Here is a 22,314-nt window from a genome sequence, read left to right on the forward strand (position 1 = left end):
AAACTTACAAAAAATGGAAAGTATTGTTGTATCCTCTCTTGGGGTTTTTCATACAGGAATGAAGTTTCTGGAGAAAAATGAAGCTTATACGTCGGTTACTGCTTATCAAAATATAGAAAAGCTTATTAGCGAAGAGGTATTAGAGTCGAATATTTTAAGATATCTACCGCATGAGGAAGTTAGGCGGATTGATAAGATCTCAAAATTACTGTTGATCTCCGGCTTATCATGCGTTGAAAATTTAGGAGGAATTGCGCTATCCGAACATAAAGAAGATTTAGGTATTGTTGCTAATACTGTGTTTGGTTCGATGTCTAGTTCCGAAGAATTTATTAATTCTGCTCTTTCTAACGGAATAAAAAATGCTAGCCCGATTATTTTCCCTTTTACTGTTCCCAATGCCGCAACTGGTACTTTAACAGCAAAATTAGGAATAAATGGTTTTAATACAACAATTTCTGGATATAATCCTATTGGATATAGTTTCGATTTATTAAAACTCAAACGTGCAAAGGGACTCTTTGTTTCAGCGTTTGATGAAATAACTGAACGCATTAAAGCTGTTTCAATCCCTGAGAACTTATTTTATTATGGTGATTATTCGGAGGGAGCTATAACCTTCTTTATTACAACGGATAGTTTTGCTAAAGAAAATAATATACCGAAGCTTTTCGAAATCCTTGCCTTCGAATCATCCTATAATCAAAATGATAAGTTTACATTCGATAACTCTGAAGGTATTGAAGATGAGACGATTACTTATAATACAACGGAATTATTGAAAAATTATCCATTTGTTAAGGGACGGATTTCTCATGTTATTTCCGCATTTCCTTCGTGGAGTAAAGAAGCTAAGATAGAAGAAAATATTTTGAAGAGCCTATTGGGAGAGAGTATCGCATTTGATTACCCAAAGGATATTACTGGCGAGACTTTTTCTAATAATAATTTCGGAAATGTCATTTATGCGTTTTCCAAAATTCTAAAGAATCCGAATTGCGACGTGATATTAGTAAACTCATACGATGTAGGGGGACATTTCTCGTCTGTTGTTTTATCAAAATAAAATATAAAAATATGAATTTAGAAGGAAAAACAATACTGGTTACAGGCGCCAGTGGAGGAATCGGTTCTGCTATATCACTTACAATTGCACGATTAGGAGGTATTCCGATTATGCATTATAACAAAAACAACGATAGAATACAATCGCTGCGGGAAATAATTGAAAGGGAAGGCTTACAAGCTGATTCGATACAATTTGATCTAAATGATGAGAAGGATGTGAAATTTAAAATATCTCAGTTAAAATCTCGCTATACTACAATAGACGGTTTGGTTAATAATGCTGGGATATTAACCAGAGGGTTTATTGCAATGCAAACTATTCGAAAATTTAAGGAGATACTCGATACAAACTTAGTCGGGAACTTTACTGTGGTCAAATATGTCTCGCAAATAATGATTAGCCAGAATTCCGGAAATATAGTCAATGTAAGTTCGTTAGCTGGTACGATGGGGCTTAAGGGGCAGGTTGCCTATAGCGCATCCAAGGCAGGACTCAACGCTTTAACAATAATAGCCGCTAAGGAATTGGCCCCGTTTAATATTAGGGTAAATGGAGTGGCTCCGGGGTATATCGCTTCGGGTATGTTGGAAACGCCGACAGATCAAGATAAGTCGTATATAAACACTATACCATTAGCTCGTTTCGGCCTGGATAGTGAGGTTGCCGAAACCGTTGCTTTTTTGCTTTCGAATTCCTCTAGCTATATAACAGGTCAATCTATTGTGATTGATGGTGGTTTGTCAATTTCAGTTTAAAAAAATTCACTTAAATAATTAAAAAAATGGAAACAAGAAAAACAAAAATCAAAGAGCTTATTATTGAAAAACTCAATTTAAAAATGACTCCAAATGAAATCCCTGATGATGCTGTGCTTTTTGCGAACAAAGAGGATGGCGGTGTTGGTCTGGATTCAGTGGATGCACTGGAAATTGCTGTTGGAATAATGAATGAATTTGATGTCGAAATTTCTGATGAAGACATGCATATCTTTCATTCAGTGCAAACGATAGATGATTTTGTAGAGAAAAACTATCAAAACATTTAACATAATGGCACAATCTAGCTCGATTTAGATTGTGCTGTTTTTAACCCACATTTATGAGGAGTTCAATGGAATACGATTGTATCATTATTGGAGCAGGGATCGCAGGTTTGTTTGCGGGAAATATGTTGTTAAATCGCAATAAAAAAGTACTATTACTTGATAGGAATTCATTTCCCGGGGGCTTTTTGTCGAAAATTGATTTGAATGGACATCAACTGGACAGAACAGTAACCTATTTTCTTGGAATGGAAGATAATAGTCCATTAAGGAAATTTCTAAACGAACTGAATCTACAACCACAACTTAGTTTTAGAAAAGTTGAGGTGATCGATCAATACATATTTCCCGATTTTGATTTTTTTGTAGATGCTGATTACAAAATATTAAAAAAGAATTTGATCGATAAATTCCCCAGTGAAACGGATGGCATTAATCAGTTTTTTGAAGCCATGAGGCTTGTATATTTTTCTTTTTCGAAGTTGGGAAGCATTAAAATTCTTGAAAAGAACAAACTTGTAAGTTCATATTTAGAAAGATCATATATCGAGTTTTTAGATTATTTATTCATAAGTTCTGAAATTAAAGCGATTCTTTCCGCGCGAATTTTTAGTTCGAATGTAGGAATGCTTACGATGCTTACGTATTTAGGCAAAATTTATTTTGCAGGATTATTCCAAGAAGTATCAAATCAGAACATCGCCGATGTCCTATATAGAAATCTACTAAGGAATGGAACGAAAGTTTCCTTAGGTTCTGAAGTAAGCACTCTTGTTACTTATAATAATTGTGTAGACAGTTTATATATTGGTGATTTTAAATTAAAGTCAAAATCATACGTTTCATCTATAGATATTACACGATTGATATGTAATCATTTTAGTCCGCCTTTACCCCAAGACATATGTAAGAAGGTTAGTAATAAGCAAAAATCGCTTTCATCAATCTCACTGTATCTTGTTTTAGATAAACTCCCAGATAATATTATAAAGAACAGGCCTTCGCGAATATATATTTTTGAAGAATACGATTTACAAGCAATTTATTCAAGGAAAGAAGCTGGTGAAATTAATTTCAAGAGTGGTTTAAAGATAAATATTGAAGCCATTACAGATTCAGATTTTGAATCAAAAGAATATTATTATTTAAGAGTGGAATGTGATGTGCGTTATTTTGAAATCGATAAAATTAAACGACTAGCATTCGAGGACTTAATTATTAATGTTTTGGTCGATAAGCTGGGTATTTCCAAAAGAGATATTGTTGTCCAACGTCTTTTCATACCTGCAGATTTCGAAAATCTTACAGGTAGCTCTGAAGGAGCCGGTTCGGGTTGGGCTCCTTCAGTCTCATCTTGGAACACAGACTTTCAGCTAAATGATGTAGCTTCTAATCTTATTCAAATAGGATGCTGGGATAAATATGGAAGCGGGATTTTTCCAATTTATCTATCTGCAAAACAAGTAATATCTCAAATTAACTAAATTTTAAACAATGGAAAAGACCGTAATAACAGGAATTGGTATAATTTCCCCAATCGGACAAAATAGTCGTGAAGTATTAAAGTCGTTAATTAATTCAAAATCGGGGATTGGCGAAATTAAGGATATGGACGTTTCTGAATTTAGGAACAATCGTGGAGGCGTTATTAATTCTCTTGATGAACATGAAACATTGAACGGATTGAGAAGTAATATTTTAACAAGTATTGCCGCAGAAGAAGCAATTGAGGATTCTAGGATATTGGAAAATGAACAAATAAATAAACGACGGATCGGCGTTTCTATAGGCACTTCGATAGGCGGTTATGGAGGATTTGTAGACAAACTATATATTGAGCATAACCGAGACTATTTCGATAAAAATATCAAGCTGAATAAATTCTCCAAAATTGATAATATAAATGACATTGTAAGAAATATTCCTTTTTCTTTATTAGCACATGAGGTCGCAAAAAGATATGCTTTGAAAGGACCTATTAGTGCGAGTGTTACGGCGTGTAGTGCGAGTGCCAATGCATTGATGCATGGTAAGGATTTAATAAATTCGGGTCGTGTAGATGCCGTCCTTGTATTGGGCGTTGATCCGATTTCCCAGCTTACATTGCTAGGTTTCAACTCATTGATGGCCATGACAAAGGGTGAGCTTCGAGTTATGGATGAAAATAGATCTGGGCTGTTAATTGGTGAAGGTGCTGGATGTATAGTTTTGGAATCAGAGAGCTTTGCAAAAAAACGTGGTGCACATATATATGCTGAATTGAAGGGTGGGGGTATTTCTAATGACGCTTATCATAGTACCCGTCCGCACCCGGAAGCCGTAGGAGCTGTATTTGCAATAAAAGCGGCATTAAAAGAATCTAAACTAAATCCATCGGAAATAGATTATATTAACTTGCATGGGACAGGAACCAAACATAATGATGTTATGGAGCTTAAAGCTGTAGAACGAGTTTTCGGAGAAAGTGGGAAAGTACCTATGAGCTCTTCTAAGTCAATGACTGGGCACACACTTGGAGCCGCGGGAATAGTGGAGTCAATCATTAGTATTTTGGCAATCAAGAATAATATTTTACCACCTAATTTAAATTTTCAAAATAAAATAGAGGGTTTTGACTATGATATTGTTGAAGAGACAAGATTGAACGCTTCAGTTAGAAACGTATTGACAAATTCATTTGGATTTGGTGGCAATTGTGCATCGTTGGTTTTTGGAGCAGTAAACTAGTTGATTATGAATACCAGAATTCTTCGAACCAATTTTCTTTTAAAACAGCTGGAAAAAAAATTTTCGGGCGCTAATATGAATGGAGGAGGAAGTCAGCTTATCATAAAAGATTTTAGCAGAATCCTAATAGTTTCACCACATCCTGATGATGAAGTTATAGGGTGTGGTGGAATTATACAAAAAATAAAATCCAACAGCACCTGCGAAGTAAAAGTTTGTTTCGTCACCATTGAGGACTTAAGATCTATATCGAAACCTGAATATAATGAAAGAGGAGAAAATAAACGGTTCGAAGAAAGCAAAGAGGCTCAGAAAATTTTGGGATATGAAGATGCTGAATACTTTTTAATCCCGGAGAGGACTTTGGATATACCTGGTATTTTTAAAGAGATGTTTTTGTCAAGCCTAAAAAAGTTATTGTTTGAATATCGGCCAACTATTATTTTTTTGCCAAACCATTATGATATGAATCCTGACCATAGAAGTATCTGTAGGGAGGGGATATGGTTAATTAATGAACTCATTTCGCAGAATAATATAAAAGTTGAGGCTCTTTTTCTATATGAAATCTGGGGGCCAGTAAATGCTACCCATAATATTGTTTTATCAAATGAGATGGTTCGATTAAAAACAAATGCCATGAATTGCTATAAAACGCAACTTAAAACCGCCGACTATTTTTCTATTATAGAAAAAATTCAAGAGCTGAGAGGAGGGGCTAGTTCAGGAGACCTCCAAGAGGGATTTGAACAAAGAGAGTATTTTGAATTTGTTTCAACCAAAAGTTTGTCTAAATATATCATTGATAATTTCCAAATATGAAAAGAGAGTGTTACATCAGCATAGTTATAATTACGTTTAACAAACTGGCCTATTTGAAAGCTGTTGTTGCGAATTTGATGTTTCAAACAGTTAAAGAACATGTTGAAATAATAATAGTTAATGACGGAAGTACGGATGGAACAGAAAAATTTTTAGCCGATCTGTGTTTGCCCTATCCAACTAAGAAACTAAATACAAAAAATGATGGTTCAGCTGCAGCTCGAAATCTTGGCGTTCAAAATGCCAATGGTAAATTTATCTTATTTGTGGATAATGATATACTGTTGGAACCTGATTATTTGCAAAAGCTTATTATTCGAACTAAAGCTGCACCAGATCGGATCCATTCAGGAAATATTAGGTTAATTCCGATAGAAATTGTGTCGAACGTAATAGAGAGAATTTGTTCGAATAACGAAATAAACGTGACTGAACTTTCAAAACTATCATATACAGATGCTATTTTCGGAGTTTTGCCTGTTGCGTATCAAAAAAATCCCGATGCAGATCTTGCTTGTTGGTGGGGGCTGGTAACAGGTGGTAATATTTGCTTTCCAAAAATGATATTTAATTCTGTCGGTGGTTTTGATGAGACTTTCACAAGTTGGGGACCGGAAGATGTTGATTTAACGTATCGTGCATTTAAGAAGGGGTATAAATTGGCGTATCATCACGATATGATGTTATTCCATTTAGATCATGAACGTAATTCCGTTGATGTTAAAGAGGCTATGGCACGGAATGTATCACTCTTGCTTAAAAAGTATAACAAATCAAAAGATATAATAGCTTACATTAATTTTTTCAATGGCATGTTAAGTTTGAATGCTTTTAATTTGGTTTGCAGTCAAGAATCAAATAAGTATCGTGACGTTGTTCTAGATGAATATTATGTAAGTCTGGATTATTATATAAATAAGGAACAAATGATAAATTGGAAAAAAAATGACAATCACTGAGAAGTTTAAAAAAAGATATATACCGGGTTTTGATTGTCGTTTATCAACCTTTAGAAATTGTTTGGCATTCAATGGCATTGTATTGTCGAATTCGATGGTTTTGGGACTGGCAGGTACACTCATTTTCTGCTTTAATGATGGTAAAATATATTCTCGATTACCTCATTTTGTGATTGCCGGAATAAATGACCAGTCATTGGAAGGTTTAGCATTTAACTTAAATATTTACCTTTTAAGGGGAAGAATGTTAAATATTAACGACGTCAGACTCAAGCTTGGCGAATTGCTCAACCATTCGCCTGTAAACATAGCAATAAATAGGCAACGACTCCATCAAATTCGCGGCCTTGAGAACAATCAAATAAATATGGGATTTCATTTTGTTACAGTGACAGATTATGATTCGAATTCAGGTGAAGTCACGATATTTGAAACAGATTTCACCCAACCGATAGTGATCACCGAAAAACAGTTGGAAGAGATTTGGTTTTCTGACTTACTTCAATCTCGGAGCGTTGTGGATCCACTTCAGCTGGTTGACGGACAGTGGTATTCCTTCTTTTGTTCTAAGGAATTTAGTCGAGATGATCTTATAAAAGCAAGCATCAGAGGGATTGAAAAAGTTATAACAAATTTTTTTACATCTCCAGTTGATTTTATTATTGGGAAGAGTGCCTTATTAAGCTTTAAAAAGCACTTTCTTTCATTATCTGAAGAGGATTTATGCGATCGAACTATCAAAGAATCCCTTCTAATATTTTCAGCGATGGAAAGCGGTATGAGTGGCGGTGGACTAGGACGAAAAATATACTCTTATTTTCTGTCTGAGTTAGGAACATTGTTAGGTGATCTAACTTTAAAATCAATAGCTACAAACTTTAAGGATCAAGCAAACCTTTGGCGCGTATTTACAAGTAAGTTGTCCATTGGAGCACATGCAAAAGATCAACGAAATTTTATTCATGCAAACATTGAAAGATTAGTTGACGGCGAGCTTGAGTGTATGAACGAATTAAAATTATGGCTGAAAAATAGAAATACCTATGGAATTTGAAAAACATTATTGGCGTGTAAGTCCTCGATTTTCTGAAACAGATATGATGAAAGTAATTCATCATTCGAGGTACTGGGTTTGGTTTGAGGAGGCCAGATTTGCATTTATCGAAGATGTTCTAGGCATTACTATTGATAATCTTGAGAAGTCACAATTTTTTTTACCAGTTATTGAATGCAATTGTAAGTATATTAAAAGAATAAAGTGGGGGAAGGAACTTGTAATTAGAACCGTTTTGGAACTTCAAAACAGTTCATATTTTACCTTTCATCAAACTATTTTTTATGCTGATGACCTCGAATTTAACAACGTGCTCTGTAAGTCTTACATAAAACAAGCTTTTGTAGATGAGTCTTTTACATTGAAGTTACATATGCCATCTTTTTTTGAGGAAGCTATTAAATCGTCAGTAATCAAGACCCCAGCAGCCTTTATTTAACCAGAAAATCTAAGCCAATGAGCGCAAATTTTTCTTATTGTATAGCTAATTATCTGTTTGATAAAAGTAATATTTGTTTGTCTGAAGAATTGGTCTTCATTTTTGGAGGATGTTATCACCTCTCATTGAGGAGCAAAAGTTCCGGTCATGTTGTCAATAATAGGTATTTATCAGAATTAAACGATTCTGTTCACATCAGCAATAGTAATCATTTAGCTATTCAGAATTTCACTTCGACTTTAGGGGCAGTTCTGAGAGTTGAGCCGAGGAACCCTAGCAGAGATATAAAATGGATAGTTGAGGATTATTTGGCTGATAGAAATTATAAAACTTTGGTGACTCTTCCTAGTACGATATTAGAAAGTCCAAGTTCAAATTTACTATCGAATCAAAACCTTTGGGCATTAATGTCTCCCGAATCCCTTACCGCAGGTAGCTCAATAGATGGAGTTCTGAACATAGAGTTAACGAAAGAAAGAGTCTTAAGAAGGTCGTCAAAATCTATTTTGGAAATTTGGAAGGATCAAGTTTCGAACCGCATTTTGGGACCGAATAGATTTAAGATTATCCCACCCGTTTATCATGATCTCAAAATTGCTAAGAAAATACTCTTAAAGAATGCTCTGATGCGTATGTATCTTTCATTGAATACAGGTAATTTTAATATAGGGCCAAACATTTTTGTACTTCTTAGAGAGAATTTAAAGAAAAATCCTTCAGTTAAGAATATTCAGGATCATAGGAAAATCTTGTCGGAAGCCATTTCGGATAGTGATTTCGCGAGAGAAGATTATATGGGAAGAAAATATGCTTCACATTGTTTCGAAACTGTGGGATTGAAGGAAGGAATAGACAGCTTGATCCATATAGCCGATTCTCTTTTGTCCAGTCATGAGGTTTGGAAATCAGCAATTCTCGAGTTGATATGCCCCAAAAAAAGTATAACTGCTAAAGATCTTCTAGATATGTATTGGAATCTAGAGAATTCGGAGCGGGAAATTTTAAACAGGTTAAAACAAACTCTTGTATAATATGGCAAATTTAAATCATAGGCATGTTCCAGGAGGCAGTTGTGCATGCGTAGCCTGGAGTGGTGTCTTTAAGAACAAAGGCATTGCATTTAATGAATCGATGATATTCGGTTTAGGAAGCGGCCTGTATTTTGGGTTTTGCGGAGTTGTTCGCCAAAAATACTTTGATATTTGCCTTACTTCTTCAAGTATTGTAGAGGATTTATTATTGAACACTAACACTGATATAGTTATATCACAATTTTCTGACGGTCAAAGATGTTTGGAAATAATAAAAGAACTCTTGAAAGACGGTACCCCAGTCGCTGTTCAGTTAAATCCATTTCATTGCGAGGGGCTTCTGCGTGTGACACCAAAAGATCTTCAACAATATCTTCCAAGACATTGGGTCTTGATTGTTAACTATGATGAAGAGAATGAATTTCTCATAGCGTATGATAATAGGCAATTTAATCCAGTTGTTATTACTTTTGAAGAATTCCTCAAAGCACGTTCTACTGGGAATAGCGAGCAAAATCCTCACAATTTCTTTTATGATGTCGTGATTCCTGATAACGTAAACTTCCAAACATCTCATCAGATAGCGTTAAGAAAAACATTTCTAAATTTTACCCAGGTTAAAAACCTGCAATCGTTTTATGTTGGAGTATATGGAATGGAAAAACTATGGCGTCAGATTTCCCAGTGGGACAAAATTTTAAAGCCGGAGCAGTTGACCGATACATTGATGAGAGTCTATCAGTCTACAACAGGAGCCGGTGGAATAAAAGGTGGCTATCGCAGTTTATTTGCAGAATACCTTACGAATATCTCCATAGATTTTAATGCTAGTGATTTGGTTATTGCAGCTAATTATTTTAAGGAGTCGGCGAATCACTGGAACCTTTTTACAAAAGCACTAAAATCATTTGATAAAAATGATTCCAAAATGGAATATTGGGGTACCCATTCCATTTTTTCTTCTCATCTAAAAAATATCCTTGAATTTGAAAAAGAAGCATTTTCAATAATAGAAAACTATATATAACTATATTATGCAAAATCTAAGTGAATTGTTGTCAAATGATATCAAAAGCAAAGACAGTCTTGATATTACTGTGATTCTTAATATTTGGAAAAGAGATCACTTTCAAGAACAGCTTTTATCTTTATTAAATCAAACTCTTCTTCCAAAAGAGATATGGGTAAATCAATATGAGAATCATATTGATTTAATAGATACGATAAACACTTGTAAACAATATTTTCCCAATATTCATCATATTAAATCGAGTAAGAATCTAAAGTATTTTGGAAGATTCTCATTAGCTATCAACGTGTCAACTACCTATGTTTTTATGATCGATGATGATGTAATCCCAGGATGTAAATGGTTAGAATCGGCCTTCGAAAAATGTAATTTCCACAATGCAATCATATCCTGTACTGGGCGTATCATTCCCAAAGGGAATTATTTGCCTGAACAAGCTGGTGAATTAGATCGAAAAAAACACTTTATTGGCGATATGACTTATTTGTTTAAAAACTATTGTGAGGGAGATACGCAAGTCGACTATGGATGTAATAGTTATTTTTTTAAAACAGAATGGTTAAAACATTATTGGGGAACTTGGCCTGCAACTTTTTTATCAGGAGAGGATATTCACTTATCCGCCACAGCTATGGTTAATGGAGGAATTAAGACCTATGTTATAGAGCAAAAAGATTCTGACACGTGTGGAAATTTAAAAAAAGCCTATGGAAGTGATAGCGTGGCTTCATGGAGACAAAACGACTTCACAAAAATTAGGGAAGAAGTTCTTAAATACCATGTTTTAAAGAATAATTGGCAGCCATTATTGTGGTAACCATATTATTATAACCAAGATAAATATAAAAGATATCGTTCTTTTTTGCTATTTTTATTCCAAAGTACTTGCAGCTAAAACGTATGTCAAACCAGTGAGTTATTCGGTGAGTGGAAAAAGTAGAGGTTTGTAAATTACTGATAAATAGAATGATGTAAATAGGATTCGATTCCCCTACGGGCTACAGATCGAAAGAGTAAAACTTAAAAAAGCTTGCAAATCATATTGCAAGCTTTTTTTTGCTATTAGTATCTACAAAACCAATATGAACTTCCGGGAACAAAGTGAGTCATAAACAAAAGTTGTAGGGGGATAAAAAATAATCTGCTATTGATCATAACCCTGAATGGAAAAACATCCTTCATTAACGAAACTATAAATTTAGCGAAAAAAAAATGACAACATTTCCTGTTATAGCCTCTACTCTTTCTGCCAAACAATTGGGAGATTTTGTGAAAGATAGATATGGCCTAGACGACAAATACAATTGTACCCTATTCAGAACAGGAATGAATCATACGTATTTTCTTTCCAACACCGAAACGAAATACGTTTTGCGAGTTTATAGTCATAACTGGAGGTCAAAAACTCAAATTATTGAAGAGCTTGAACTTCTGAACTCATTGAAGAATGAAAATTTAAGTGTTTCTTTTCCAATTGAAGATAAAGACGGAGCATTCATTCAAGAAATAAACGCTCCTGAAGGAACCAGATACCTTGTACTTTTTTCCTTTGCTCAAGGGGAGAAAATTCGATTTATGGACAACGAAACTTGTTTTCGAATAGGTTCTCTAATGGCAAATATTCACAACCATACCGAAAACAAGAACATTAACCGAGTATCTTATCATAAGGAGTCTCTTATAGAACTACCTTATGCGTATTTAAAACAATTCTTTTCGGACAAGTTGCCAGAAATGGAATTCATTAGGGAATTTGGAGGAAATTTTCAAAATTCAGATTTCGATAATACGAAAACCGGAATTATTCATATGGATATATGGTATGATAATATGGCCGTTACAGCTGAAAAGGAGATTACGATTTTTGACTTTGACTTTTGTGGAAATGGATGGCAAATTTTAGATGTTGGATATTTCTGCAAACAACTTTTTTTCATAGAATCAGATAAAGAGCAGTATGAATTAAAAATTCAAAGCTTCTTACGTGGATACCAGAGCAATAGATTTTTATCTGAAAAAGAGCTCAGCTTAATACCAAAAGCTGGCGCTTCTATTTTTATTTTTTATCTGGGCGTACAGGCACAAAGATTTGATTGGTCCAACATATTTTTGACAGAAAACTATCTTAAAATGTTTGTTGGAAGAATTAAAGCTTGGATGGATTATTACACAAAGAACGAAGTCACTGGGGCTATATAAGAAATTACAGGTATTTTCTCCTATTGGTAATTAAAATGTAACGTATTAATTTTACCTTTAATATTCCAAATAATAAAATTTTATGAAGGCACATACGTACGAAACACAATCGACGATTACACCTGAAAAAGCATTAAATTTCCTGAAGGAGGGAAACCAGCGCTTTGTTAATAATCTGAAAGCTAACCGCGATCTACTCGAACAGGTGAACGCTACGCGTGAGGGACAGTGGCCATTTGCCGTGGTGCTAAGCTGCATCGATAGCCGTACTTCAGCTGAACTTATATTTGATCAGGGATTGGGCGATATCTTCAGTATCCGGATTGCCGGAAATTTTGTCAATCAAGATATTTTAGGTTCGATGGAGTTTGGTTGCAATGTGGCAGGTTCTAAACTTGTTGTCGTTCTAGGGCATACCAAATGTGGAGCATTAAAAGGAGGATTGGATGCGGCACAGATTGAGGGTATGGGAATGGATAACCTAAATCATTTGATTAATCATTTCGACCCGATCATTAATGAGGTGATCGATCAGGGGGAAGAACGTTCTTCTAAAAATAGTGTGTTGCTTGAAAAACTAAATCAACAGAACATTAAACATGCGATCCGTGACATTCGCAGACAAAGTTCAACGCTCCGTAAACTTGAAGAAGAGGGTAAAATTAAGATTGTTGGCGCAAACTATGACGTTGAGACCGGTAGCGTAAGTTGGTTGTAAGTTGTAGAGACAGACAAATAGGTTTTGTCGTTTATAAAAGATGAACAACCGCAGCTGACTTGACTACCGATTCAACATTGCCGATGGGATATAGTTGTCAATACTAACAAAATCTTGATCTACTTATTACAAATTTAAGTAGATCAAGATCTTATAAAGTAACCGATGTAATCAAAATAAATTCCTTATAGACGAGCATCCACTAATTTTCGGTCGAGTAGGCCCTTGATATCAAAAACAACGGATGGGTTCTTTTTTAAGTTGTTGAGATCCAAATGCAAAAATTCTCGGTGTCCAACGGCAAGTATAACGCTGTCATAATCTGCAGATTCAGGAAGAGATGACAATAGCTCGAGATTGAAATGTGATTTCACATCATCTACATTTACCCATGGATCGTAGACATCTACCTTTAAACCAAACTCTTGGAGGTCATGGATCATGTCAATGACCTTGCTGTTTCTAATATCAGGACAATTTTCTTTGAATGTAATACCTAATACCAGCGCTTTGGCTCCCTCAAATTTGATATTTTTTTGAATCATCAGTTTAACAACTTTTGAAGCAATGAAAGAAGCAATTTGATCATTCACCTCTCTGCCAGATAAAATGACGTGGGGATGATAGCCTAGTTGAGTTGCTTTTTGAGCAAGATAATAAGGGTCCACAGAAATACAATGGCCTCCGACTAAACCCGGTTTAAAACGAAGGAAGTTATATTTTGTACCTGCAGCATCTAACACGTCCTGTGTATCTATGCCCACTCGGTCGAAGATTAGCGCGAGCTCATTCATAAAGGAAATATTTACATCACGCTGCGCATTTTCGATCACTTTGGCAGCTTCGGCAACTTTGATTGAAGGGGCCAAATGTGTCCCGGCTTCAATAATATTTTTATAAAGTCCATCTACCACCAATCCGGCCTCAGGCGTGCTTCCGGAAGTCACCTTCATGACTTTTTGAAGTGAATTTACTTTATCGCCTGGATTAATGCGTTCTGGTGAATAGCCAACAAAAAAATCTTGATTAAATTTTAATCCCGAGAAAGTCTCCAAAACAGGTATACACTCTTCTTCAGTACAACCAGGATAAACAGTAGATTCATAGATCACCAAATCACCTATTGTCAAAAGCTCTCCAAGCATTTTAGAAGCTTTTAACAAAGGGGACAAGTCTGGAGAATTATAACGGTCTATCGGAGTTGGGACAGTTACAATATAGACATTTGCATCTGCAATGTCAGCTATAGAATTACTCGCATCATAACCTTTGTTTTGGTTAGATGTATGGAATAAATCTCGCGCCCGTTTTAACTCTTTTTGATCCGTTTCTAGGGTGCGGTCAAGCCCTTGCTTAAGCTCTTCGATACGTGTTTTATTTATGTCAAATCCAATCACCGGGAAAAAATCGGAAAATGCTATTGCTAATGGCAATCCCACATATCCTTGGCCGATGACGGCAATTTTTTTTACCTTAAAATCTCTCATATATAGCTGTAAATATACGTTCTTTGCTTTACTTTTAACCTCTTGTCAACCAACCTCTGCGTCCGGCTGTCGCTATCGCATACGGTGTAATCCAGAATAAGCTGAAGGCATAAAATATACTGTAACTATACGCCCAGAAAGCTTCTTTGGTGTCAGAGTTTTTAGAAGCAAAGAAATAGGCCTGGATGCTGGAAAATATTAAGATACCGACCAACGTTGAGCTTAGGAACATCAATGGATAATGAAATACTGTCCACAGCATCAACAACATCATTGGATAAGACAATAATACTTTTTTCCATTGCATAAGCAATAAGATACGTGCTCCCCATTTAGGTCCCTGACGGAAATTCTTAAATGCAAATTTACTCATCGCAATGTTTTCGCGCACGTTGCTTCGTTCCCAACGGATAAACATCTTGTACAGATTTTTGTAACGTACAGGAGTGTCGGTATAAACGTATGCATTGGATTGAAATAACACATGATACCCCTGTTTTAGGATCATATTGGTCATCGCGCGATCTTCACCGATATCAGACGGTTGCCCCATAAAAGTCTGGTTGATCCAATCCTCCAAACAGTTCATGACAGCCTCTTTACGATAGCCGGACAAGGCTCCTGGTGTACACATGACCGTACCCAGCATACTTTGCGCAGAACGTACAAACTCAAAGCTGAATACGAAGCTAACATTCAACATACGGGGTATAATCGCTTTTTTGGTATTCAATACACGCACGTTACCCGCAACGGCTCCACATTCCTTGTTTGTTACAAAAGGACTCGCCATATTACGTATGGTATCCTTTTTAACAATAGAATCACTATCAACCGTAATAAAGATTTCTCCCGTACCTAACTTAAATCCACGGTATAAGGCATGTCTCTTACCCATATTCTTGGGCTGCTGATAAATTTCAACACGATCGCCCAATTCCATTTTGGCACGTTGTATCCAGGCAAAGGTATTGTCCTTACTACCGTCGTCAATGGCAATGATCTGAAGTTTCTTCTCCGGATAATCACTGCTAGCCAAACTATGTAAGGTATCATAGACTAACTGCCCTTCGTTATAAGCCGGAACAATAATCGTACAAGTAGGTAGCTCATCGTCCGATACAGAAGCAATGGGCTTATATTTACGGTGAAGTACAATTAAAAAAATCAAAAAACTGATGGCAATAGCCGCTAAAAGTATCCCGAAAATAATCAAAAATGTTCCGCCAATACTGTCTAAACGTTGGAAACGTAACGCATCAAAATCGGGTTGAAGCATGTATACGCCAAAAACAGACGCAAATAGTATAAAAAAAGTCGCTCCAAAAATACCATATTCTCTTGGACCAAAGTTGCTTTCCTCGTTTTTGCTCACTGTATGATCAGATCGCTTTTCTCCTGCATTTACATCATATACCGCAGGCTGCCATTGTTTGGTCATCTGCTTGGATACGATCGAGTTTTCTTTCATGTAATTCATAACCGTTCTATTTTAGATATACATTCGTTCATTCTATATTTAATCGATACCGCAATCGGTATCATTTGTAATGAAAATATTACGATTGCATAAACGCAAAAGACATGCCTTTATTTTGTGCCAAAAATGATCCGACCGCTCAAACTGTAACGTTCTTGATACAAAAAAGATATAAGTAAGTCGTTTGTTTTCAGTGCTTTAATTTTGATTTGTAATAAAAATCGATTAAAATATAATAACGATATGGGCAGTAGACTTTTAAGGTTTTTTAACATTTGCCTGCTGATTATTAAGAGAATTTGACAATTTTTGTGACAAACTGTGTAGGAAAGGGGGCAATGGGTGGACTGAAGAAATTCAGCTGAAGCCAAATAAAAAAAGCAACAGACAGCACAAAAAAAGACGCCTCGAAAAGAGAACGTCTTCAATATCATCAAGTTTCGAAATCGTCTTTATCCGCCAAATTCCATTAGATAATTTTTTAGAAAATCATTTAGATCACCATCCAGCACAGCTTGTGTATTGGATGTTTCGTAATTGGTCCGTAAATCTTTAATTAACTTGTAAGGATGTAGGACATAATTTCGAATTTGGGATCCCCATTCTATTTTCTTTTTGTTTCCTTCAATAGCAGCGGTAGCTTCCTGGCGTTTACGCATTTCAATCTCATATAACTGTGATTTCAATAAGCGCATCGCATTTTCTTTGTTTTGTAATTGCGATCTGGATTCCTGATTTTTAATAATAATGCCAGTAGGTTTGTGATGTAATCGAACAGCTGTTTCCACCTTATTTACGTTCTGACCTCCTGCACCACCTGAACGGAACGTGTCCCATTCGATTTCCGAATCCTTCACATCAATCTCAATATTATCATCAATCAAGGGATAAACATAAACAGACGCGAAAGAGGTATGGCGTTTTGCATTGGAATCAAACGGAGAAATCCGAACGAGCCTGTGTACACCGTTTTCTCCCTTAAGGTAGCCATAAGCAAAATCGCCTGATATTTGTAAGGTTACACTCTTAATGCCTGCAACGTCACCTTCCTGCGAATCTTGTTCGGTCACTTTATACCCATTTTTTTCGCCCCACATAATATACATACGCATCAGCATGGCAGCCCAGTCACAGCTTTCAGTCCCGCCGGCACCAGCTGTAATCTGTAAAATTGCATCCAGCTGATCTTCTTCGGCGCTAAGCATGTTTTTGAATTCGAGTTCCTCGACTTGCGCTAAAGCTAGTTTATATTGGTCGTCCACTTCCTTATCACTCGCGTCGCCAGATTGGAAGAATTCATACATGACATAGGCGTCTTCAACCGCCGCTGCAACTTCGTCGAAGTGGTCTGTCCATACCTTTTGGTTTTTTATGGCCAAGAGTATTTTCTCTGCAGCTTTGGAATCATCCCAAAAACTTGCTTCAAGCGTAATAGCTTGATCTCTTTCTATCTCTTCTTTGCGTGCATCGATGTCAAAGATGCCTCCTCAGGGAAGTAACACGATCCCTCAAGTCTTGAATTTGTTCTTTTGTCATATCCGCTAAAGTAGAAATTTTAATTAATAAATTCGTGCTTCTATCGAATAACTTCGCGCCCAATATAGATTGCCAAATAGGGATAATTTGACCTTTTTTTTTTAGTTTTGGTATTGTCAACGGAATAAACCTTCATTTAAGGATCTACACGATGTGTAACAATGAAATACTGAAGGCTCTTATTGATGTTTAAAACAAATAATTTCAGTAAAAACAGTATGTTCCCAAAAATTAATTTTACAAAGACTGAGGCCTATAAGAATCTAGCGCAGCATTTTGGTTCTTTATCAGGTCTATCTAACAATAGCGAAAAAAATGATCTACGTGCACTTTTTGCCGCAGATCCCACACGTTTTGAGAAGTTCTCGATCGCTTTCGAAGATATACTTTTGGATTACTCCAAAAATCGGATTACTGCAGAGACAAAAGCGCTCTTGGTCCAGTTGGCTAAAGAATGTGGTCTTGCTGATGCGATAGCAGCGATGTTCTCGGGTGAGCGCATCAACGTGACCGAAAACAGACCGGTGTTACACACCGCTTTGCGAAATCAATCCGATCAGCCCGTTTATGTGGACGGAAAGGATGTCATGCCCGACGTTAAACGCGTGCTGGCACAAATGAAAGCCTTCACGGAAAAGATTATAGCTGGTCAGTGGAAAGGATATACGGGTAAAGAAATTACAGATGTGGTGAATATCGGTATCGGTGGTTCAGATCTAGGTCCTGTGATGGTAACAGAAGCCTTAAAAGCATATAAAACGCGCTTAAATGTACATTTTGTCTCCAACGTAGACGGTACACACATTGCTGAAACATTGAAAGCTGTGGATCCTGAAACAACCTTGTTTCTGATTGCTTCAAAAACTTTCACAACGCAGGAAACGATGGCCAATGCGCATACAGCTAAAGACTGGTTTTTGGCGAGCGGAGCCCTTCAGGAGGATGTCGCTAAGCATTTTGCAGCATTGAGCACCAATACAGAAGCAGTACGTGCCTTTGGAATAGATACTCAAAATATGTTTGAGTTTTGGGACTGGGTAGGCGGACGGTATTCCCTGTGGTCTGCTATAGGTCTTTCAATTAGCTTGGCAATAGGCTTTGATAATTTCGAGGAACTTTTGAAAGGTGCCTACGATGCGGACGTTCATTTTAAGGAAACTTCTTTCGAATCCAATATTCCCGTGATATTGGCTTTACTTGGTGTATGGTACAATAATTTTTTCCAGGCCGAAAGCCATGCAATTCTCCCTTACGATCAATATCTGCACCGTTTTGCTGCATATTTCCAACAAGGGGATATGGAGAGTAACGGCAAATATGTTGACCGTAATGGCCAACAGGTGGACTATCAGACTGGGCCGATTATATGGGGTGAACCTGGTACGAACGGGCAGCATGCCTTCTATCAGTTGATTCACCAGGGAACCAAATTGATTCCTTGTGATTTCATTGCACCTGCCAATAGTCTTAATCCGATCGGAAACCACCACCAATTGCTATTGTCTAACTTTTTTGCACAGACTGAGGCTTTGATGAATGGCAAAACAGAGGAAGAAGTAGTTGCCGAATTAAAGAAAGCAGGCAAATCGGAGCAAGAAATAGAAGCGCTTAAAGCCTATAAAGTCTTTGAAGGCAATCGCCCAACGAATTCCATCCTGTTCAAAATAATGACACCACGTACTTTAGGACGACTTATCGCATTTTATGAGCATAAGATTTTTGTGCAGGGTGTGATCTGGAATATTTATAGTTTTGATCAATGGGGGGTGGAGCTAGGTAAACAATTGGCCAATCAAATCCTTCCGGAATTAAGTGACGCCAATACGGTTACGAGTCACGACTCTTCTACCAATGGATTGATCAATGCATATAAAGCTTGGCGGGATTAAATTTCTAACTAGGATCTAAAAGAGATCCTTAATACAACAGGACTGCCCTCAGAAAGTATCTCACTTTTTGGGGGCAGTGCTTTTTTGGGGCATTACATGATCGCTCAGTTTTTAAACTTTTTTATGTTGGATCCGAATGGCATTTAAAATTGCCAGAAGAGCTACCCCCACATCAGCAATGACTGCTTCCCATAGTGTTGCAATGCCTCCGGCGCCCAGGATCAAAACAATGATTTTTATTCCCATCGCCAGGATGACATTCTGCCAGACAATACTTCGGGTTATTTTACCGATTTTTATAGCAGAAAGGATCTTGTGGGGCTCATCATTTTGGATCACAACATCAGCAGTTTCAATGGTTGCATCAGCTCCCAGTCCACCCATAGCAATACCTACATGTGCTAAGGCAACTACAGGGGCATCGTTTACGCCATCGCCGGCAAAGGCAACGCGGCGTCCTTGGTCAATCAGCTGCTGTACATGGCTTACTTTATCCTCAGGAAGAAGATCGCCATAGGCTTTGTCGAGTCCAAGTTCTTTGGCGACTTCATCTACCACCGCTGTTTTATCTCCAGATAACATGACTGTATACAAACCTTGAGCATGCATGGCTTGGATCACAGTCCTGGCATCTGGTTTAATTCGATCTGCAACAGTAATATAACCCGCATATTGACCTTCGATGGCAAGTAATACAATGGAGTAGGCCATTTGCCTTAGATCTGCCGGATAGCCAATATCGAATTTGTCCAGTAATTTGCTGTTGCCCGCGAGTGTGGGCTTTCCGTTAACAGTGGCGAAAAGTCCGTGGCCTGCTATTTCCTGGATTTTCTCAGCTTGCAATGCGGCACTGCCGGGATGATAACTGGCGATCGCCTTCGCAATGGGGTGCGTTGAATGTGCCTCAATGGCTTTCGCATAGTTAAGTAATTCCTCTGGATCTCCATTGACGGCAAAAACTTCAGTTACCTCAAAGACACCAGCTGTAAGCGTGCCCGTTTTATCCATGATAACGGTATCGACTGAAGTGATGGCATCGAGGAAGTTCCCGCCCTTAAATAATATACCATTTCGGGAAGCTAAGCCTATACCGCCAAAATAACCCAGGGGAATGGAAACGACCAGGGCGCAGGGGCAGCTGATCACCAGAAAGACTAAACTCCGGTAGAACCAGTCCTTAAAACTATAGTCATGAACAAAAAATAGGGGTAAAATAAGGACCAAAAGCGCAAGGCCGAAAATAATAGGGACATATATTTTAGCAAATCTGGCGATAAACAATTGTGTTTTGGATTTACGTGCAGTGGCGTCCTGAACCATTTCCAGAATTTTGCTCAATTTGCTATCTTCAAATACGCTGGATACCTCGATTTGAACAACTGTTTCCAAGTTGATCATACCTGCAAAGACAGCATTACCGGAATATTTTGTATCGGGTTTACTCTCTCCAGTCAAAGCAGCAGTGTTAAATGCGGCTTTTTCCGTTTTCAATGTACCATCCAGAGCCACTTTTTCTCCAGCTTTTACAAGGATAATTTCGCCAATTGTGACAGTTTTTGGATTTACCTGCGCTTGTTGCCCATTGCGTATGACCGTTACTTTGTCAGGGCGGATATCCAATAAGGATTTGATTGATTTCTTGGCATTGTCGACGGCAGTATCCTGAAACCATTCTCCGATTTGATAGAACACCATGACCGCGACGCCCTCTTCAAACTCTCCAATGGCGAAAGCTCCCAATGTTGCAACGGTCATCAAAAAGAACTCATTAAAAATATCGCCACGGCTTGCCTTACGGAATGCCATTTGAATAACGGGGATTCCCGCGAGAAGATAGGCGATGCTATTTAAGGTCAAGTTGATGCCAAAGGGAAGGCTGATCTTAAAAGCATATTTCAATAGGAGCAACGTAAGTAGAATGACAAGAGCCATGAGGAGTTTACGTTGGGTAATCCACCAAGGACGCTCCTGTGTTGGAAGGCCGTGCTCCTGTGTGTCATGGCTATGCTCGTGGTTGTGTTCGCACATATATCAGCGGTTCTTTTAAAGAATTAAATTTAGCGAATTCTGCTGTAAAAAGCGAGGGAAATGAGGATAAACTCACCCATAAGGGCAATTATTTTAGACGATTATTTTAAAGGAATAGGAACGGTAAACAAGCTGTTTTTCAAACGACAGATGCTGTCCGTAAGGGAAGCTGATGTCAGCAAGGAAGGGGGACAATCGCTGAGCAATGAAAAGGCGTCCACATGTATTGATGCGGACGCCTGCTATTTTATTGAATGTATTTTTAATCTTTCGAAGTACTGCCAATAATCATTTCCAATATGGCAACGACAATGGCAAACAGCGCTGCGGTCCAAAATCCATGTACATCAAATTTGGATCCAAGTAGTGAATCGGTCAACAAGACCATCAATACGGTAATAATAAAGGAAACTAGACCAAGGGTAAGCCAATTCAATGGGAACGTAAATAACCTTAAAATCGATCCCACAGTCGCGTTGACAAATCCAATGACAAGTCCCGTAACGATAGCCCAACCGAAACCAGCAACTTCAGCACCAGGAACAACCCAGCAAGCAATTGCGACTACCAGACCAGTAAGTAAAAGACTAATAATAAATTTCATAATATGTGCTAATTTATAAAGAGTAAATAAAGTAATAATATAATAATTGTCGTACAAACCCGATGCCAAACTTTGTTTAGATTATCGCATTTAAATCTTTGGGATGGATGGATGGATGGATGGATGGATGGATGGATGGATGGATGGATGGATGGATGGATGGATGGATGGATGGATGGATGGATGGATGGATGGATGGA

General features: G+C 37.3%; 21 protein-coding genes. 16 read left to right on the forward strand and 5 right to left on the reverse strand.

What is annotated here, in order from left to right; genetic code table 11:
• Positions 1 to 13 precede the first annotated feature (13 nt).
• The 14 genes from L1283_RS26200 (at position 14) to L1283_RS26265 (ending at position 13,090) form a co-directional block, all read left to right on the forward strand.
• Positions 14 to 1,066: a hypothetical protein gene (locus L1283_RS26200; RefSeq protein ID WP_429626678.1), complete on the forward strand. Its 1,053-nt coding sequence runs from the start codon at positions 14 to 16 to the stop codon at positions 1,064 to 1,066.
• A gap of 11 nt (positions 1,067 to 1,077) precedes the next feature.
• Positions 1,078 to 1,824 carry an SDR family NAD(P)-dependent oxidoreductase gene (locus L1283_RS26205; protein WP_429626679.1) on the forward strand — a complete coding sequence of 249 codons (747 nt, stop codon included), beginning with the start codon at positions 1,078 to 1,080 and terminating at the stop codon, positions 1,822 to 1,824.
• Between the two features lie 26 nt (positions 1,825 to 1,850).
• Complete coding sequence (locus L1283_RS26210; RefSeq protein WP_429626680.1) at positions 1,851 to 2,114, forward strand: phosphopantetheine-binding protein; 264 nt, start codon at positions 1,851 to 1,853, stop codon at positions 2,112 to 2,114.
• A 53-nt stretch (positions 2,115 to 2,167) separates the two neighbouring features.
• Positions 2,168 to 3,595, forward strand: a complete 1,428-nt coding sequence (locus L1283_RS26215) for a phytoene desaturase family protein (RefSeq protein WP_429626681.1) — start codon at positions 2,168 to 2,170, stop codon at positions 3,593 to 3,595.
• Positions 3,596 to 3,605: 10 nt separating this feature from the next.
• Positions 3,606 to 4,838 (forward strand): beta-ketoacyl-[acyl-carrier-protein] synthase family protein, encoded by a 1,233-nt coding sequence (locus tag L1283_RS26220; RefSeq protein WP_429626682.1) that lies wholly within the window; start codon positions 3,606 to 3,608, stop codon positions 4,836 to 4,838.
• 6 nt (positions 4,839 to 4,844) lie between these two features.
• On the forward strand, positions 4,845 to 5,660 hold the full coding sequence (locus L1283_RS26225) for a PIG-L deacetylase family protein (protein ID WP_429626683.1): 816 nt from the start codon (positions 4,845 to 4,847) through the stop codon (positions 5,658 to 5,660).
• Positions 5,657 to 6,619, forward strand: coding sequence for a glycosyltransferase family 2 protein (locus L1283_RS26230; RefSeq protein ID WP_429626684.1), 963 nt, complete (start codon positions 5,657 to 5,659; stop codon positions 6,617 to 6,619). Before L1283_RS26225 ends, L1283_RS26230 begins: the two co-directional genes overlap by 4 nt.
• The gene (locus tag L1283_RS26235; RefSeq protein ID WP_429626685.1) at positions 6,606 to 7,673 is read left to right on the forward strand and encodes a DUF4872 domain-containing protein; all 1,068 of its coding nucleotides are present in this window, start codon (positions 6,606 to 6,608) and stop codon (positions 7,671 to 7,673) included. The genes L1283_RS26230 and L1283_RS26235 overlap by 14 nt, the downstream gene beginning before the upstream one ends.
• A complete protein-coding gene (locus L1283_RS26240) occupies positions 7,663 to 8,112 on the forward strand; it encodes an acyl-CoA thioesterase (protein ID WP_429626686.1) in 450 nt (149 codons plus the stop codon). The genes L1283_RS26235 and L1283_RS26240 overlap by 11 nt, the downstream gene beginning before the upstream one ends.
• A 17-nt stretch (positions 8,113 to 8,129) precedes the next feature.
• The gene (locus tag L1283_RS26245) at positions 8,130 to 9,143 is read left to right on the forward strand and encodes a hypothetical protein (protein WP_429626687.1); all 1,014 of its coding nucleotides are present in this window, start codon (positions 8,130 to 8,132) and stop codon (positions 9,141 to 9,143) included.
• 1 nt (position 9,144) lies between these two features.
• Complete coding sequence (locus L1283_RS26250; protein ID WP_429626688.1) at positions 9,145 to 10,170, forward strand: BtrH N-terminal domain-containing protein; 1,026 nt, start codon at positions 9,145 to 9,147, stop codon at positions 10,168 to 10,170.
• 7 nt (positions 10,171 to 10,177) lie between these two features.
• Positions 10,178 to 10,990, forward strand: coding sequence for a glycosyltransferase family 2 protein (locus L1283_RS26255; RefSeq protein WP_429626689.1), 813 nt, complete (start codon positions 10,178 to 10,180; stop codon positions 10,988 to 10,990).
• 395 nt (positions 10,991 to 11,385) lie between these two features.
• Positions 11,386 to 12,372 (forward strand): phosphotransferase, encoded by a 987-nt coding sequence (locus tag L1283_RS26260; protein WP_429626690.1) that lies wholly within the window; start codon positions 11,386 to 11,388, stop codon positions 12,370 to 12,372.
• An 82-nt stretch (positions 12,373 to 12,454) separates the two neighbouring features.
• Entirely contained in the window at positions 12,455 to 13,090 is a 636-nt protein-coding gene (locus tag L1283_RS26265) for a carbonic anhydrase (protein ID WP_429626691.1), read from the forward strand.
• Between the two features lie 185 nt (positions 13,091 to 13,275).
• Here the strand turns inward: L1283_RS26265 and L1283_RS26270 are convergent, their stop codons facing one another.
• The 3 genes from L1283_RS26270 to prfB all read right to left on the reverse strand — a co-directional run bounded on the left by L1283_RS26270 (position 13,276) and on the right by prfB (position 17,593).
• The gene (locus L1283_RS26270) at positions 13,276 to 14,577 is read right to left on the reverse strand and encodes a nucleotide sugar dehydrogenase (protein WP_088159798.1); all 1,302 of its coding nucleotides are present in this window, start codon (positions 14,575 to 14,577) and stop codon (positions 13,276 to 13,278) included.
• A gap of 34 nt (positions 14,578 to 14,611) precedes the next feature.
• Complete coding sequence (locus tag L1283_RS26275; protein WP_198386009.1) at positions 14,612 to 16,057, reverse strand: glycosyltransferase; 1,446 nt, start codon at positions 16,055 to 16,057, stop codon at positions 14,612 to 14,614.
• Between the two features lie 452 nt (positions 16,058 to 16,509).
• Positions 16,510 to 17,593 (reverse strand): peptide chain release factor 2 gene (gene prfB / locus L1283_RS26280; protein WP_120335852.1). Its coding sequence is split into 2 segments (ribosomal slippage): positions 16,510 to 17,532 and positions 17,534 to 17,593, totalling 1,083 coding nucleotides; the frame shifts between segments, so codons are not numbered across the junction.
• Between the two features lie 218 nt (positions 17,594 to 17,811).
• Here prfB and pgi point away from each other — a divergent pair.
• Positions 17,812 to 19,482, forward strand: a complete 1,671-nt coding sequence (pgi, locus tag L1283_RS26285; RefSeq protein ID WP_429626692.1) for a glucose-6-phosphate isomerase — start codon at positions 17,812 to 17,814, stop codon at positions 19,480 to 19,482.
• Between the two features lie 111 nt (positions 19,483 to 19,593).
• Here pgi and L1283_RS26290 read toward each other — a convergent pair whose 3' ends face one another.
• A complete protein-coding gene (locus L1283_RS26290; protein ID WP_429626693.1) occupies positions 19,594 to 21,510 on the reverse strand; it encodes a heavy metal translocating P-type ATPase in 1,917 nt (638 codons plus the stop codon).
• A gap of 60 nt (positions 21,511 to 21,570) precedes the next feature.
• On the opposite strand from L1283_RS26290, the gene L1283_RS26295 reads away from it, so the two are divergent.
• Complete coding sequence (locus L1283_RS26295; RefSeq protein WP_429626694.1) at positions 21,571 to 21,798, forward strand: hypothetical protein; 228 nt, start codon at positions 21,571 to 21,573, stop codon at positions 21,796 to 21,798.
• On the opposite strand, the gene L1283_RS26300 is transcribed toward L1283_RS26295, so the two are convergent.
• Positions 21,773 to 22,114 (reverse strand): phage holin family protein, encoded by a 342-nt coding sequence (locus L1283_RS26300; RefSeq protein ID WP_088159802.1) that lies wholly within the window; start codon positions 22,112 to 22,114, stop codon positions 21,773 to 21,775. The two genes, L1283_RS26295 and L1283_RS26300, sit on opposite strands and share 26 nt — an antisense overlap.
• Positions 22,115 to 22,314: the final 200 nt, after the last annotated feature.

This window comes from Sphingobacterium sp. HSC-15S19 (genome assembly GCF_050433745.1).
In the GTDB taxonomy this organism is placed as follows: Bacteria; Bacteroidota; Bacteroidia; order Sphingobacteriales; family Sphingobacteriaceae; genus Sphingobacterium; species Sphingobacterium siyangense.

What these genes read in the sequence shown, in the direction of transcription:
- L1283_RS26210 (WP_429626680.1), top strand. Translation starts at nt 1,851, where the DNA reads ATGGAAACAAGAAAAACAAAAATCAAAGAGCTTATTATTGAAAAACTC.
- L1283_RS26270 (WP_088159798.1), bottom strand. Translation starts at nt 14,577, where the DNA reads ATGAGAGATTTTAAGGTAAAAAAAATTGCCGTCATCGGCCAAGGATAT.
- L1283_RS26215 (WP_429626681.1), top strand. Translation starts at nt 2,168, where the DNA reads ATGAGGAGTTCAATGGAATACGATTGTATCATTATTGGAGCAGGGATC.
- L1283_RS26240 (WP_429626686.1), top strand. Translation starts at nt 7,663, where the DNA reads ATGGAATTTGAAAAACATTATTGGCGTGTAAGTCCTCGATTTTCTGAA.
- L1283_RS26220 (WP_429626682.1), top strand. Translation starts at nt 3,606, where the DNA reads ATGGAAAAGACCGTAATAACAGGAATTGGTATAATTTCCCCAATCGGA.
- L1283_RS26245 (WP_429626687.1), top strand. Translation starts at nt 8,130, where the DNA reads ATGAGCGCAAATTTTTCTTATTGTATAGCTAATTATCTGTTTGATAAA.
- L1283_RS26260 (WP_429626690.1), top strand. Translation starts at nt 11,386, where the DNA reads ATGACAACATTTCCTGTTATAGCCTCTACTCTTTCTGCCAAACAATTG.
- L1283_RS26255 (WP_429626689.1), top strand. Translation starts at nt 10,178, where the DNA reads ATGCAAAATCTAAGTGAATTGTTGTCAAATGATATCAAAAGCAAAGAC.
- L1283_RS26300 (WP_088159802.1), bottom strand. Translation starts at nt 22,114, where the DNA reads ATGAAATTTATTATTAGTCTTTTACTTACTGGTCTGGTAGTCGCAATT.
- L1283_RS26290 (WP_429626693.1), bottom strand. Translation starts at nt 21,510, where the DNA reads ATGTGCGAACACAACCACGAGCATAGCCATGACACACAGGAGCACGGC.
- pgi (WP_429626692.1), top strand. Translation starts at nt 17,812, where the DNA reads ATGTTCCCAAAAATTAATTTTACAAAGACTGAGGCCTATAAGAATCTA.
- L1283_RS26275 (WP_198386009.1), bottom strand. Translation starts at nt 16,057, where the DNA reads ATGAATTACATGAAAGAAAACTCGATCGTATCCAAGCAGATGACCAAA.
- L1283_RS26230 (WP_429626684.1), top strand. Translation starts at nt 5,657, where the DNA reads ATGAAAAGAGAGTGTTACATCAGCATAGTTATAATTACGTTTAACAAA.
- L1283_RS26225 (WP_429626683.1), top strand. Translation starts at nt 4,845, where the DNA reads ATGAATACCAGAATTCTTCGAACCAATTTTCTTTTAAAACAGCTGGAA.
- L1283_RS26250 (WP_429626688.1), top strand. Translation starts at nt 9,145, where the DNA reads ATGGCAAATTTAAATCATAGGCATGTTCCAGGAGGCAGTTGTGCATGC.
- L1283_RS26200 (WP_429626678.1), top strand. Translation starts at nt 14, where the DNA reads ATGGAAAGTATTGTTGTATCCTCTCTTGGGGTTTTTCATACAGGAATG.
- L1283_RS26235 (WP_429626685.1), top strand. Translation starts at nt 6,606, where the DNA reads ATGACAATCACTGAGAAGTTTAAAAAAAGATATATACCGGGTTTTGAT.
- L1283_RS26265 (WP_429626691.1), top strand. Translation starts at nt 12,455, where the DNA reads ATGAAGGCACATACGTACGAAACACAATCGACGATTACACCTGAAAAA.
- L1283_RS26295 (WP_429626694.1), top strand. Translation starts at nt 21,571, where the DNA reads ATGAGGATAAACTCACCCATAAGGGCAATTATTTTAGACGATTATTTT.
- L1283_RS26205 (WP_429626679.1), top strand. Translation starts at nt 1,078, where the DNA reads ATGAATTTAGAAGGAAAAACAATACTGGTTACAGGCGCCAGTGGAGGA.